Consider the following 14,077-nt stretch of genomic DNA (forward strand, 5'->3'; position numbering starts at 1 on the left):
GGTTATGCTTCTGCCCTGACCTGTGCAATGGAAGACCTTGTGACTGGACCGACTCCACTGGACAAGCGCTGGCTCACCGAAGCGGTACGCCTGCGCGAGGAACATGCCGGCCCCCTGGAAGACCAGGAAGCCAACCGTCGCGCCCGCCAGTCGGGCGGCGACCTGACGGCCCGCATCGAAACCCGTGCGCTGTTCCTGGCCGAACGCGATGGCATGAGCACCGCCCTGCGCCACTGGAAGCAGGGCGCACGCCTGGCGCTGCTGGCCTTGCTGCTGATAGCCGTGCTCAGCGGCGCAGGCCTGGCCCTGGCCGCCCTGGGCGACGGGCAGCGGCCGGTTAACGTGTTCTGGGCCCTGGGCAGCCTGCTCGGGCTGAACCTGCTGATGCTGCTGGGCTGGGCCATCGGTTTTGCCGTAAGCGGCGAGCATGGCGCGGGGCTGGGCCGGCTGTGGCTATGGCTTAGCGAACGCTTTGCCCGCGATGCCAAGGCCGCACACCTGGCACCTGCGCTGCTGGTGCTGCTGCAACGCCAGCGCCTCAACCGCTGGCTGCTCGGGCTTCTGGTGCATGGCCTGTGGCTGCTGGCGATGCTCACCGCCCTGGGCATGCTGCTGGCCTTGCTGGCGACCCGGCGCTATGGCTTTGTCTGGGAAACCACGCTGCTTGCCGCCGACCCGTTCATCCACCTGACCCAAGCCCTGGGCGCCCTGCCTTCGCTACTGGGCTTTGCCGTGCCTGACGAAGCCATGATCCGCGCCAGCGGCGACACCCTGCCGGCCCTGGAGCAAGCCCGGCAGGCCTGGGCCAGCTGGTTGCTCGGGGTGGTGCTGGTGTATGGCCTGTTACCCCGCTTGCTGCTGGCCGCACTGTGCCTGTGGCGCTGGCGCCAGGGCCGCGAGCGCCTGGCACTGGACCTGAGCCTGCCCGGCTACGCGCAACTGCGTGAGGCACTGATGCCACGCAGCGAACGCATCGGCGTGCAGGACGTCGCCCCCGAGGCCCTGCCGCAGTTTGCCGCCGGCCAGCTGGAAAGCGGCAGCAGCGGTGCCCTGCTGGTCGGCCTGGAGCTGGACGACCAGCGCCCCTGGCCACCCGCCCTGCCGAAAAGCGTGATCGATGCCGGCGTGCTCGACAGCCGCGAATCGCGCAACCGGCTGCTCGAACAACTCAACCGCTTCCCGCCGGCACGCCTGGCCATCGCCTGCGACCCCCGGCGCTCGCCCGACCGCGGCAGCCTGGCACTGCTCGCCGAACTGGCGCGCAATGCCGGCGCAACCCGTATCTGGCTACTGCAGGCCGCACCCGGCCAGGCCCTCGATGCCCAGCGCCTGGGCGATTGGCACGAAGCCCTTGACCGCCTTGGCCTGCAGCATGCCGACACCTCACCGCTGACCTGGCTGGAGCATGGCCATGACTGAGCCACTGAAACTGGCCGTGGTCGGCCATACCAACGTCGGCAAGACCTCGCTGCTGCGCACGCTGACCCGAGACGTCGGCTTTGGCGAAGTGTCCCACCGCCCCAGCACTACCCGCCATGTAGAAGGTGCGCGCTTGTCGGTGGACGGCGAACCCTTGCTGGAGCTGTACGACACCCCGGGCCTGGAAGACGCCATCGCCCTGCTCGACTACCTCGAACGCCTGGAGCGCCCGGGCGAGCGCCTGGACGGCCCGGCCCGCCTGGAGCGCTTTCTGCAGGGCAGCGAAGCGCGCCAGCGGTTCGAGCAGGAGGCCAAGGTGCTGCGCCAGTTGCTGGCCAGCAATGCCGGCCTGTACGTGATCGACGCGCGCGAGCCGGTGCTGGCCAAATACCGCGATGAACTGGAGGTGCTGGCCAGCTGTGGCAAGCCGTTGCTGCCGGTGCTCAACTTCGTCGCCAGCCACCAGCACCGCGAGCCGCAATGGCGTGAAGCCCTTGCCCGGCTTGGGCTTCACGCGTTGGTGCGGTTCGACAGCGTGGCCCCGCCCGAGGATGGCGAGCGCCGTTTATACGAGAGCCTGGCCCTGCTGCTTGAGGATGCCCGCCCGGCCCTGCAGCGGCTGATCGACGACCAGCAGGCACAGCGCCTGGCCCGCCAGCACAGTGGCAAACGGCTGATTGCCGAGTTGCTGCTGGACTGCGCCGCCTGCCGGCGTAGCGTCGAGGCCGAGCCAGCGGCCGAAGCCAAGGCCATAGAGGCGCTGCGCCAGGACATACGCCAACGTGAACAGCGTTGCGTCGAAGCCTTGCTCAAGCTGTATGCCTTCCGCCGTGAAGATGCCCATGCCAGCGACCTGCCGTTGCTCAATGGCCGCTGGGGTGATGACCTGTTCAATCCTGAAACCTTGAAGCTTTTGGGCGTGCGCCTGGGCAGCGGCGTGGCGGCGGGGGCCGCAGCCGGGGCCGGGGTCGACTTACTGGTCGGCGGGCTTACCCTCGGCGCAGCGGCGCTGGCCGGGGCGATTGCCGGCGGTGCGCTGCAAACGGCGCGTAACTATGGCTCGCGGTTGATGGGCAAGCTCAAGGGCAAGCGCGAGCTGACCGTAGACGACACGGTATTGCGCCTGCTGGCTTTGCGTCAGCAGCAATTGATGGTGGCGCTGGATAACCGCGGGCATGCGGCGCAAGACAGCATCAGGCTGGGTGAGCTGGATGAGAAGGCCTGGCGAGAGGGCAAGTTGCCAGAAGCACTGGTCAAGGCGCGGGCGCACCCGCAGTGGTCCACGCTCAACCCAGGGGCGAAGCTGAATCAGGCTGAGCGGCAGGAGCAGCTGGAGGCGCTGGTTTCACAATTTTGAGTTAGCAGGTCTGGCCTCTTCGCGGGCTCGCCCGCTCCCACAGAGATTGCGCACATTTCAGGAACTGCGCGGTTCCTGTGGGAGCGGGCGAGCCCGCGAAGAGGCCGGCAGAGGCAGCCCATATCTCAAAGCAGTGCCAATGCCCTCTGCTTCAACCCATCCAGATCAACCACCGGCACCCCGACCTCCTTGGCCCTCTCATCCCATTCCCGCATCCGCAAGCTCACCTCGAACAGCGGATCCCGCTCGAACGCATCCGCTTCAGCCTCGCTCATCACCCCGCCCTGATATTCCAGGGTCCGCCGGCTCGCCTCACTCAACCGCTGGTAATACCCTGGCTGGCGCAACGTCAGGTAGCGCTTGGCCTCCACGTGATACTGCACCAGCCGCGCCATGCGCTCACCAAAGCCGCAACGGCGCAAATACTCGGCGCCGATGCGTTCATGGCTGACCACGCCGTAACCGCCCATGCTGGCGTCACCGCCACACAGGTGACCGATGTCGTGGAAGAACGCCGCCAGTACCACCTCATCGTCGAAGCCTTCGTCCATGGCCAGTTGCGCGGCCTGGGACATGTGTTCGAGCTGGGTGATGGCTTCGCCGATGTAGTCGTCGCTGCCATGGCGCACGTACAGGGCGAAGGTGCTGTCGATGATCTGTTCTGGATCAGGCATCGGTATCTACTCCTGGCTTGGTAGCGGCGGTGGCCCCTTCGCGGGCTCGCCCGCTCCCACAGGAGCTGCGCACATTTCAGGAACTGCGCTATCCCTGTGGGAGCGGGCATGCCCGCGAAGAGGCCGGTACAGGTTACTGCTGGGCCACCTTCTCCGACTTGCCGTCATAGCGCTTGCGCCACTCGGCCAGGATCTGGTCACGGTTTTTCGAAGCCCAGGCAAAGTCGTTCTTGATCAGGCGCTGCTCATAGTCCGCCGGCAGCTCGGTCTGTGGCTTGGCAATGCCCGGCGCGGCCAGCACGGCGAAGTTTTCCTTGTACAGCTCCATGGCCGCCGGGCTGGCCGAGAAATCAGCCAGGCGCTTGGCCGCATCCGCCTTGGGCGAGCCTTTGATCACAGCAGTCGCCTCGATCTCCCAGCCCAGGCCTTCCTTCGGCAGCACGATGTCCAGCGGCGCGCCCTGGCGCTTGAGCTGTACGGCCGGGTATTCGAACGAGATACCGATCGGGAACTCCCCCGCTGCCGCCAGCTTGCAAGGCTTGGAGCCTGAATGCACATACTGGCCGATGTTCTGGTGCAGCGCGTCCATGTAGGCCCAGCCTTGCGGCTCGCCAAAGGTCTGCAGCCAGGCACTCACGTCAAGAAAGCCAGTGCCCGACGAGGCCGGGTTCGGCATGACGATCTTGCCCTTGTACTCAGGCTTGGTCAGGTCCTGCCAGCTCACCGGCTTGCTCAGGCCCTGCTTCTCGGCCTCGATGGTATTGAAGCAGATGGTCGCGGCCCACACGTCCATGCCCACCCAGGCCGGTGGGTTGGCCGCGTCCCGGTAGTTGCCGGAGATCTTGCCCAGGTCCTTGGGTGCATAGGCTTCGAGCATGCCGTTCTGGTCGAGGATGGCCAGGCTGGACGCCGCCAGGCCCCATACCGCGTCGGCTTGCGGGCGGTCTTTCTCGGCCAGGAGCTTGGCAGTGATGATGCCGGTGGAATCGCGTACCCACTTGATCTCGATGTCCGGGTTGGCCTTCTCGAAGGCCTGCTTGTAGCTCTTCAGTTGCTCGGCTTCCAGCGCGGTGTAGACCGTCAGCTGGGTACCCGCGGCCGAAGCCTGCAGGCTGAATACGGCAGAAACGGCAGCGGCAAGTGCAAGGTGCTTGTACATGGGTAGGTTCCTTACAGGTCAGACGGTCGCGGCGCGTTGGCGCCAGGCTTGGGAGCGGCGCAGCAGGCCGCGTGAGGCTGCGGCCAGCAGCAGTGAAGCGCCGGCACTGGTCAGCAGAATCAGGGTGGACATGGCAGCAGCACCGCCAACGTTGCCGGCATCGTCCATGTTCAGCACGGCCACGGCAGCCAGGATGGTGTCGGGGCTGTACAGGAAGATCGCCGCCGACACGGTGGTCATCGCCGAAACGAACAGGTAGCGGATGATGTCCAGCAGCGCCGGCAGGCAGATCGGTACGGTCACCCGCAGGAAGTGCTTGTACAGCGGCGCCTTCAGCGACAGCGCGGCGGCCTCGAACTCGCCATCCAGCTGGCGCAGCGCGGTGGTTGCGGTCATCTGCGCGGTGGTCAGGTAATGGGCGATGGTGCACACCACCAACAGCCCCATGCTGCCGTACAGCACATGCAGCGGGTTGCCGTTCAGGTTGAAGAAGAAGACGTAGCCCAGGCCCAGCACCAGGCCCGGCACGGCCATGGGGATGAAGCTGAGCAGGCGCAGCACCTGGTTGAGCAGGCGTTGGCCCTGGGTTTTCTCCATCAGGTAGGCACCGCTGAAGATCACGATGCTGCCGATCAGCGCGGTGCCGATGGCCATGGTCACGCTGTTGCGGTAGGCCAGCCAGCCGCCACCGGCGGTGTCTTCGAACATGTAGTGACGCAGCGACAACGACAGGTTGTACGGCCAGAAAGTGACCAGCGACGAATACACCGCCATGCCGATCACCAGCAGCAACGCCGCGCACACCAGCAGCACGATGGCCAGGAAGCAGGCATCGCGGCCACGCGATGGCTTGGGCTCGAACACCTGGGCACGACCGCTCATGGCCTCGCCCTGGCGCCGGCGCAGCCAGGCATCGACGCTGAAGCTGAACAGGGCTGGCAACAGCAGCACCATGCCGATCAGTGCACCCCGGCCGAACTGTTGCTGGCCGACCACCGCCTTGTAGGCCTCCAGCGCCAGCACCTGATAGTCGCCACCAACCACCACCGGCACACCGAAGTCGGTGATGGTCAGGGTGAACACCAGGCAGAACGCTGCAAACACCGCCTGGCGCGTGGCCGGCCAGGTGATGCTGGTGAACGCCCGACCTGGGCCTGCGCCCATGCTGGAGGCGGCATCGAACAGGCGAGCATCGGCCAGCGACAGCGCCGACAGCAGGATCATCAGTGCATGCGGGAAGGTGTAGATGGCCTCGCCCAGCACGATGCCCCAGAAGCCGTAGATGTTGTCGCTGAGCAACCCGCGCAGCAGCCCCTGATTACCGAACAGGTAGACCAGGGCGATGGCCGGCAGCATCGACGGCGCCAGCAGCGGCAGCAGCGAAATCCCCCGCCACAGGCCCTTGGCCGGGATCAGCGTACGTTGCAGGGCGTAGGCAAACAGGTAGGCCAGCGGCACCACGATGGCCGCGACGGTGAAGGCCACCGACAGGCTGTTGCCCAGCAACCAGTGAAAGCTCTCGCTGGCGAACAGTTCGCGGGCGGCCAGCAAGCCGCCACCCTGGCCCGCATCAGCGCTGAAGCCACGCCAGAAGATCGCCAGCAGCGGCATCAGCACGGCCAGTACCAACAGGATCAGCAGCAGGCTCTTGCCACCGACGACGAACAACCGGTCACCCAGGGCGACGCCAGCACGCGGCGCGGCTTTGGCCTGGCTCAGCGGCAGGGACATTGGCGCGGCCATCTCAGGCAAACACCTGCAGGCTCTGCGGCGGCAATGCCACCCAGATGTCCTGCGAACCCAGGCGCGGCATGGCCTCGGGGGCCACCTCGGCCAGCAGGGCATGGCCTGGCAGGTCCTTGAGTTCAAAGCTCATGCGGCAGCGGTTACCGAGGAAGGTGATCTCGCGGACCTTGGCCGGGAACAGGTTTTCTTCGTGTACTACCGGGTTGACCGTGATCGCCTCCGGGCGACAGAACAGCCGGCCGCTGCTGGCCTGGGCCGAACCCGGCGCCAGGCGCATGTTCATGCCGCCAACCTGGGCATGGCTGTCGCCGCTGCGCTGGAACGGCAGCCAGTTGCCCTGGCCGACGAACTCGGCAACGAACGGTGTGGCCGGCTGGTCGTAGATTTCCTGCGGGGTGGCGTACTGCTCGACCTGGCCGTTGTTCATCACCGCAATACGGTCGGCCATCAGCATGGCCTCGTCCTGGTTGTGGGTCACCATCAAAGTGGTGATGCCCAGCTGGCGTTGCAGCTGGCGCAGCTCGGTGCACAGGTGCTCGCGCACCCGGGCGTCCAGCGCCGACATCGGCTCGTCGAGCAGTAGCAGGGATGGCGACGGCGCCAGCGCGCGGGCCAGGGCCACACGTTGCTGCTGGCCACCGGAGAGCTGGCCGGGGTACTTCTTTTCGCTGCCAGACAGGCCTACCAGTTCGAGCATTTCGGCCACCCGCAGGCGGGCCTGCTCGCGGCCACTGCCGGTCAGGCCGTAAGCAATGTTGGCTTCGACGGTAAGGTTGGGGAACAGCGCGTAGGACTGGAACAGGATGCCGTAGTCACGGGCCTGGGGCGGCAGCTCGGAGATATCGCGCTCGCCGATGTACAGCGTGCCGCGGTCCTGGCGCTCCAGGCCGGCGATGCAGCGCAGCAGCGTGGTCTTGCCACAGCCGGACGGGCCGAGCAGGCACACCAGTTCGCCGGCGGCGATGTCCAGCGAGACATCGTTGAGCGCCGTAAAGGCACCGAAGCGCTTGTGGATGTTGCGCACTTTCATCTGTGCGCCGGGGGTGGTGTGGTTCATGGCAGGGCCTCATCGAAGAGATGGGGGCCATGCTAGGGAGGCTGTGCGAAGGTTCTGTGGCGTTAAGGCAAAAGCGGGTGATAGTGGTATAGGCAGATTTTGTAATGGCTGTGAGGGCCTCTTCGCGGGCTTGCCCGCTCCCACAGGATCTCTACACATCTCAAAACCTGCGCGGTACCTGTGGGAGCGGGCGAGCCCGCGAAGAAGCCAACACAGGCCTAGAAATGCGAACCGGCCACTTCCTGCGCCACCCCCAGGAATGCTGCTGGCAGCCTGGCCTGGCGCCGTTCCTTCAGGCAATACAGGTACTCATGCATCACCGGCGCATTCTCCAGCGCCAGCACCCGCAGCTCTGGGTTGTGCGGCACCTCATGGCGGGCAATCACACTGATGCCGATGTTGCGCAGCACCGCCTCGCGGATCGACTCGCGGCTGCCGATTTCCAGCAAGGCCCCAGCCGTCACCCCGGCCTCCTGCATCATGTGCTCGGTCAGCTTGCGCGTGGTCGAGCCCTTTTCGCGCATCAGCAGGCAATGCCCGGCCACCACGTCGATGGACACCGTCTGGCGATGGGCCAAAGGGTGGTTGCGGTGCACCGCCACCACCAGCGGATCGGTGCCCAGCACCCGCCGCACCAACCGGGCGTCCTCCACCAGTTGCGACGAGGCGGCAATATCCACCCGGTAGTCTTCGAGCATTTCCAGCACCTGCTGCGAGTTGCCGATCTCCACCGCCACATCCACCTGCGGCAAGCGTTCGCGGTAGATCTTCACCAGGTCGAGAATGTAGTAAGGCGCCGTGGCGGCAATGCGCAAGCTGCCTTGGGCCTGGCCGCTGTTGCGCAGTTCGAATTCGATGTCGGCCTCCTGCTGCAGCAGCGCCTTGACCATCGGCAGCAGGCGCACGCCCTCTTCGCTCAGCACCAGGCGCCGCCCGCCGCGGTAGAACAGCTCGACCGCGTACTGGCTTTCCAGGTTGCGGATCTGCGTGGTCACCGTGGGCTGGCTGAGCCCGAGCTTCTTCGCCGCCAGGGTGATGCTGCCCAGGCGGGCCACCATGTAAAAGGCTTTAAGCTCCGAACTCAGCATGCACGTCCTCTATTTGCGCAAAAGGCGCAAGCCGTTTAACACCACCAGCAGGCTCACGCCCATGTCGGCGAACACTGCCATCCACAGGGTGGCCATGCCGGCAAAGGTAATCGCCAGGAATATCGCCTTGACGCCCAACGCCAGAACGATGTTCTGCATGAGGATCGCCGCACTTTGGCGCGACAGCCTGACGAAGGCCGGGATTTTCCGCAAGTCGTCGTCCATCAGCGCCACATCGGCGGTTTCGATGGCGGTGTCAGTGCCGGCAGCGGCCATGGCAAAACCGATTTCGGCCCGGGCCAGGGCCGGGGCGTCGTTTATGCCGTCACCGACCATGCCCACCCGATGGCCCTGTGCGTACAGGGCTTCGATGGTTTTCAGCTTGTCGGCAGGCAGCAGGTTGCCTTCGGCGCGGTCGATACCCACCACGGCGGCGATGGCCTGCGCGGTATGCGGATTGTCACCGGTCAGCATGACAGTCTTGATGCCCAGCTCATGCAGTTCGGCGATGGCCTGGCGGCTGCTGTCCTTGACCGTATCCGCCACAGCGAACAAGGCCAGTGGGCCAGTGCGGTCGAGCAGCAGGACCACGGTCTTGCCCTGGCGCTCCAGCGCATCCAGCTGGGCTTCCAGCTCGGGTGAGCACAGCCCCAGTTCCTCCACCAGGCGGTGGTTGCCCAAGTGGTAGACCTCGCCAGCGATGGTGCCACGCACGCCGCGCCCGGCCAGTGCGGCGAAGTCATCGACCTCGCTCAAGGCCAGGCCTTGCGCCTTGCCGAACTGGGCAATGGCGCGGGAAACCGGGTGGTCCGAGCGTTCGCCCAGGCTGGCAGCCAGGGCTTGCGCGCGGCCTTCGAACACCGGCTCCAGCACTTTGGCGTCGGTCTGTACCGGCTTGCCGTGGGTAATGGTGCCGGTCTTGTCCAGGGCCAGGTAGTCCAGGTGGCGGCCGCCTTCCAGGTACACACCGCCCTTGATCAGGATGCCTTTGCGCGCCGCCGCGGCCAGGCCGCTGACGATGGTCACCGGGGTCGAGATCACCAGCGCGCACGGGCACGCGACCACCAGCAGCACCAGGGCGCGATAGACCCAGTCGAACCAGCCTGCGGCCATGAACAGCGGTGGAATCACCGCCACAGCCAGGGCGATGGCAAACACCACCGGGGTATAGATACGCGAAAACTGGTCGACGAAGCGCTGGGTAGGCGCCCGCGCGCCTTGCGCTTCCTCCACGGCCTTGATGATCCGCGCCAGGGTCGATTGCCCGGCGCCGGCGGTAACGCGAAACTCCAGCGCACCCGCCTGGTTGATGGTACCGGCGAACAGCTTGTCGCCTACGGCCTTCTCCACAGGCAGGCTTTCGCCGGTGATCGGCGCCTGATCGACGCTGGATTGCCCATTGGTCACTTCACCGTCCAGGCCGATGCGTTCGCCGGGGCGCAGCCGCACCAAGGCGCCAATGGCCACCTCGCGCACCTCCACCTCGCGCCATTGGCCATCTGCCTGCTGTACGGTGGCCATGTCCGGGGTCAACTGCATCAGCCCGCTGATGGCATTGCGTGCGCGGTCCAGCGAGCGGGCTTCGATCAGCTCGGCAACGGTAAACAGCACCATCACCATGGCCGCTTCCGGCCACTGGCCGATCAGCACGGCGCCGGTCACGGCGATGCTCATCAGCGCGTTGATGTTGAGGTTGCGGTTTTTCAGGGCAATCCAGCCCTTCTTGTAGGTGCCCAGGCCGCACCCAAGAATGGCTGCCAGCGCCAATGCCGCCACCAGCCATTCCGGGGCCAGCGCGGCAAAGTGCACGATTTCGGCGGCGATGGCGGCCACACCCGACAATGCCAGCGGCCACCAGCGGGTCTTGGGCGGTTGTGGCGCAGCGGCAGTAGCGTCGCCTTCGGCACCCAGCGGCTCGGCCTTCATGCCCAGGCTGTCGATGGCCCGCTCGATATCGCCAGTGCCGTCCAAGGTGTGGCGCACGCCAAGCACGCGGTTGATCAGGTTGAATTCCAGCTGCTCGATACCGGCCAGCTTGCCCAGCTTGTCCTGGATCAGGGTCTGCTCGGTCGGGCAGTCCATGGCGTCGATGCGGAAGCGGCTTAGCTGTGCCTGGGCACTGGCCGTTTCAGTCAGTTGCACCAGCGCCGGCGCGGCTTTTGAGCCGCAGCAGCTGTGACCGTGGGCGGCATGGCCATGGTCGTCATCGCCATGGGCGTGATCGTGCGGGTGCTTGTGGTCGTGGCTGACAGGCTGGTTCATGGGGTCGTCCTTAAAGTGAGCCTGTTGCCAAGTGAACACCCTGTAGCCACTATAGGGTCAAGCCACTTGCTGGAGATTTCGTGATGAAGATCGGAGAACTGGCCAAAGCCACCGACTGCGCGGTGGAGACCATCCGCTACTACGAGCGTGAAAACCTGTTGCCCGAGCCTGCACGTACGGAAGGCAACTACCGGTTGTACACCCAGGCCCACGTGGAGCGGCTGACCTTCATCCGCAACTGCCGCACCCTGGACATGACCCTGGAAGAAATCCGCAGCCTGTTACGCCTGCGCGACAGCCCCGACGACTCGTGCGGCAGCGTCAATGCGCTGATCGACGAGCACATTGAGCATGTGCAGGCGCGGATCGATGGCTTGGTGGCGTTGCAGGAGCAGCTGGTGGAGCTGCGGCGGCGCTGCAATGCGCAGGGGAGTGAATGCGCGATCTTGCAGCAACTGGAGACGAACGGGGCGGTATCGGTGCCGGATACCGAGCATTCGCATGTGGGGCGAAGTCACGGGCATTGATTCAAATGCTTCGCGGGCACGCCCGCTCCCACAGGGACCGCACAAGGCTTGGCCTTGAGTGATACCTGTGGGAGCGGGCGTGCCCGCGAATAGGCCAGTTCAGGCAGTAGAGATCTGTCAGACCGCCATCGGTGCTGTCATCGGCGCATGGTGCTCATAGCCTTCCAGCCAGAAATCACTCGGCTCGATCTTCTCCAGCCACTCCGGCTCGTACTTGCCCGTCTCGGCAAACGCCGGCACGCGGTCGCTGATCACCAGCTTCGGTGCTTCCAGCGGCTCGCGCTTGAGCTGTTCGTTCAGCATGTCCAGGTGGTTTTCATACACATGGGCATCGCCGATGAAGTAGGTGAACCAGCGTGGGGTGTAACCGGTCAGGCGGCCGAACAGCGACAGCAGCGCCGCGCCTTCGGTGAGGTTGAACGGTGTGCCCAGGCCCAGGTCGTTGGAGCGGATGTAAAGGGTCAGGGAAATTTCCTTGGTCTCTACATTCGGGTGGAACTGGTACAGCAGGTGGCACGGCGGCAGGGCCATCTCGTCCAGCTGGGCGCAGTTCCAGCCGTGGAACAGGATGCGGCGGCTGCCCGGGTCGTTGGCGATGGTGTCCAGGCACTGGCGCACCTGGTCGATAGCCTTGTACAGCACCACGAACGCCTGGCCGTCTTCTTCGTCCTGGGCAATACGGCGGAAGCCGGCCTTCTCGGCCATTTCGATGGCAGCCGGGTTGCTCAGCGGGATGCGCTTGTAGCCTGGCCACTGGCGCCATTGCACGCCGTAGATCTCGCCCAGGTCGTCATGGCCCTGGCGGAACGGGTTGGCCAGCCACTGGGCGTTTTCATTGGCGTTCTGGTCCCAGACCTTGCAGCCCAGCTCGCGGAATTCACCGGCGTTTTTCACGCCCCGCAGGAAGCCGACCATCTCGCCGATCGCCGACTTGAACGCCAGCTTGCGCGTGGTGATGGCCGGGAAGCCCTTCTGCAGGTCGAAACGCAGCATGGCGCCCGGCATGCTGATGGTACGGATGCCGGTGCGATTGCCTTGCAACGTACCGTTCTCGATGACTTCACGGACCAGATCTAGATACTGTTTCATGACGTTCCTGTAACAAGAACGGCAGGGGGATCACCCCTGCCGTGAAAATCATACGGCTGGTTTTGCCGTAGGTTTGCGGTTGTAGGCCAACCAGATCAAGAAGATGCCGCCGACGATCATCGGCACGCAGAGCAACTGACCCATGGTCAACCAGCCGAAGGCAATGTAGCCAAGCTGGGCATCAGGCACCCGCACAAACTCCACGATAAAGCGGAAAATGCCGTAGAACAGCGCGAACATGCCGGAAACGGCCATGGTCGGGCGCGGCTTGCGCGAGTACAACCAGAGAATCACGAATAATGCCACACCTTCCAGGGCAAACTGGTACAGCTGCGACGGATGACGGGGCAACTGGGCTGGGTCGCTGAACGGCGGGAACACCATCGCCCACGGCACGTCGGTCGCCTTGCCCCACAGCTCGGCGTTGATGAAGTTGCCGATCCGCCCGGCACCCAGGCCAATCGGTACCAGCGGCGCAACGAAGTCCATCAGCTCGAAGAACGACTTGTTGTTGCGCTTGCCGAACCACAAGGCCGCCAGCATCACGCCAATGAAGCCGCCGTGGAACGACATGCCGCCCTTCCACACCTCGAAGATCAGCGTCGGGTTGGCCAGGTAGGCATGCAGGTCGTAGAACAGCACGTAACCCAGCCGGCCACCGACGATCACCCCCATCGACAGCCAGAACACCAGGTCGGAAAGCTTTTCGCGCGACCAGGTGGGGTCGAAACGGTTCAGCCGGCGCGAAGCCAACAGCCAGGCGCCGCCGATGCCGATCAGGTACATCAGCCCGTACCAATGGATTTTCAACGGCCCGATGGCCAGGGCCACGGGGTCTATCTGCGGGTAAGGCAGCATGGAACTTCCTCTCGATTCAAATCAAAAAGCTGAGGCCGACACAGAACAGCAGCGCTGCGAACAGGCGTTTCAACAAACGGGGCGACAGCTTGTGCGCCAGACGCGCGCCAAAGCGGGCGAAAAACATGCTGGTCACGGCAATGCCGACCATCGCCGGCAGGTAGACGTAACCCAGACTATGGGCCGGCAGGTGCTCCTCGTGCCAGCCCAGCAGCATGAAGCTCAGGGCACTGGCCACGGCAATCGGCAGGCCACAGGCCGAGGACGTGGCCACCGCCTGCTGCATGGGCAGGCTGCGCCAGGTCAGGAACGGCACGGTCAGCGAACCACCGCCGATACCGAAAATGGCCGAGGCCCAGCCAATCACCCCACCGGCCCCGATCAATGCGGGTTTGCCGGGGATGCCGCGGCTGGCCTTGGGTTTGATATCGAGGGCCATCTGCGCAGCGATGACCAGGGCGAACACGCCGATGATCTTTTGCAGCAACGGGCCCTGGATCAGCGAGGCGGTCTTGGCACCGACACCGGCCCCCAGGAGGATGCCGAGGGTCATCCAGGCAAAGATCGGCCATTGCACCGCGCCCTTGCGGTGGTGCTCAAGCACGGCGTTGATCGACGTGAACACGATGGTTGCCAGCGATGTGCCGACCGCCAGGTGGGTCAGCACCGAGGCGTCGAAGCCCTGCAAGGTGAAGCTGAACACCAGCACCGGCACGATGATGATGCCACCGCCCACGCCGAACAGCCCGGCCAGCACACCGGCACAGGCGCCCAACAGCAGATAGAGCACGAATTCCATTCGGCTTCCCCAGGAAAACAATCCGGCATGGTAACGGAAGCC

Annotated in this window: 12 protein-coding genes; 3 read left to right on the plus strand and 9 right to left on the minus strand. The window is 65.1% G+C overall.

Annotated features, from left to right (window positions below; all coding sequences use genetic code 11):
- The first annotated feature begins 27 nt into the window (after nucleotides 1-27).
- Nucleotides 28-1,419 carry a DUF2868 domain-containing protein gene (locus AK81_RS10405; protein WP_043198824.1) on the plus strand — a complete coding sequence of 464 codons (1,392 nt, stop codon included), beginning with the start codon at nucleotides 28-30 and terminating at the stop codon, nucleotides 1,417-1,419.
- The gene (locus AK81_RS10410; protein ID WP_043198825.1) at nucleotides 1,412-2,776 is read left to right on the plus strand and encodes a GTPase/DUF3482 domain-containing protein; all 1,365 of its coding nucleotides are present in this window, start codon (nucleotides 1,412-1,414) and stop codon (nucleotides 2,774-2,776) included. The genes AK81_RS10405 and AK81_RS10410 overlap by 8 nt, the downstream gene beginning before the upstream one ends.
- A 125-nt stretch (nucleotides 2,777-2,901) precedes the next feature.
- Here AK81_RS10410 and AK81_RS10415 read toward each other — a convergent pair whose 3' ends face one another.
- The 6 genes from AK81_RS10415 to AK81_RS10440 form a co-directional block, all read right to left on the minus strand.
- Nucleotides 2,902-3,450: a phosphonate degradation HD-domain oxygenase gene (locus AK81_RS10415; RefSeq protein ID WP_043198826.1), complete on the minus strand. Its 549-nt coding sequence runs from the start codon at nucleotides 3,448-3,450 to the stop codon at nucleotides 2,902-2,904.
- 133 nt (nucleotides 3,451-3,583) lie between these two features.
- Nucleotides 3,584-4,609 (minus strand): putative 2-aminoethylphosphonate ABC transporter substrate-binding protein, encoded by a 1,026-nt coding sequence (locus AK81_RS10420; protein WP_043198828.1) that lies wholly within the window; start codon nucleotides 4,607-4,609, stop codon nucleotides 3,584-3,586.
- 18 nt (nucleotides 4,610-4,627) lie between these two features.
- Nucleotides 4,628-6,352 (minus strand): putative 2-aminoethylphosphonate ABC transporter permease subunit, encoded by a 1,725-nt coding sequence (locus tag AK81_RS10425; protein WP_043198830.1) that lies wholly within the window; start codon nucleotides 6,350-6,352, stop codon nucleotides 4,628-4,630.
- Nucleotide 6,353: 1 nt separating this feature from the next.
- Nucleotides 6,354-7,412 carry a putative 2-aminoethylphosphonate ABC transporter ATP-binding protein gene (locus AK81_RS10430; RefSeq protein ID WP_043198832.1) on the minus strand — a complete coding sequence of 353 codons (1,059 nt, stop codon included), beginning with the start codon at nucleotides 7,410-7,412 and terminating at the stop codon, nucleotides 6,354-6,356.
- A gap of 218 nt (nucleotides 7,413-7,630) precedes the next feature.
- Nucleotides 7,631-8,500: a LysR family transcriptional regulator gene (locus AK81_RS10435; RefSeq protein WP_043198835.1), complete on the minus strand. Its 870-nt coding sequence runs from the start codon at nucleotides 8,498-8,500 to the stop codon at nucleotides 7,631-7,633.
- Nucleotides 8,501-8,509: 9 nt separating this feature from the next.
- Nucleotides 8,510-10,762: a heavy metal translocating P-type ATPase gene (locus AK81_RS10440; RefSeq protein WP_043198836.1), complete on the minus strand. Its 2,253-nt coding sequence runs from the start codon at nucleotides 10,760-10,762 to the stop codon at nucleotides 8,510-8,512.
- Nucleotides 10,763-10,845: 83 nt separating this feature from the next.
- Here AK81_RS10440 and cadR point away from each other — a divergent pair, with 83 nt between their 5' ends.
- Nucleotides 10,846-11,289, plus strand: a complete 444-nt coding sequence (gene cadR, locus AK81_RS10445) for a cadmium resistance transcriptional regulator CadR (protein WP_043198837.1) — start codon at nucleotides 10,846-10,848, stop codon at nucleotides 11,287-11,289.
- A gap of 117 nt (nucleotides 11,290-11,406) precedes the next feature.
- On the opposite strand, the gene AK81_RS10450 is transcribed toward cadR, so the two are convergent.
- Genes AK81_RS10450 through AK81_RS10460 form a run of 3 tightly spaced genes read right to left on the minus strand, consistent with a single transcriptional unit; the run spans nucleotide 11,407 to nucleotide 14,035 of the window.
- Complete coding sequence (locus AK81_RS10450; RefSeq protein WP_043198838.1) at nucleotides 11,407-12,378, minus strand: thymidylate synthase; 972 nt, start codon at nucleotides 12,376-12,378, stop codon at nucleotides 11,407-11,409.
- A 48-nt stretch (nucleotides 12,379-12,426) separates the two neighbouring features.
- On the minus strand, nucleotides 12,427-13,236 hold the full coding sequence (gene lgt / locus AK81_RS10455) for a prolipoprotein diacylglyceryl transferase (RefSeq protein WP_016489681.1): 810 nt from the start codon (nucleotides 13,234-13,236) through the stop codon (nucleotides 12,427-12,429).
- Between the two features lie 16 nt (nucleotides 13,237-13,252).
- A complete protein-coding gene (locus AK81_RS10460) occupies nucleotides 13,253-14,035 on the minus strand; it encodes a sulfite exporter TauE/SafE family protein (RefSeq protein WP_043198840.1) in 783 nt (260 codons plus the stop codon).
- Nucleotides 14,036-14,077 lie beyond the last annotated feature (42 nt).

This window comes from Pseudomonas putida W15Oct28 (assembly GCF_000708715.2).
In the GTDB taxonomy this organism is placed as follows: domain Bacteria; phylum Pseudomonadota; class Gammaproteobacteria; order Pseudomonadales; family Pseudomonadaceae; genus Aquipseudomonas; species Aquipseudomonas putida_R.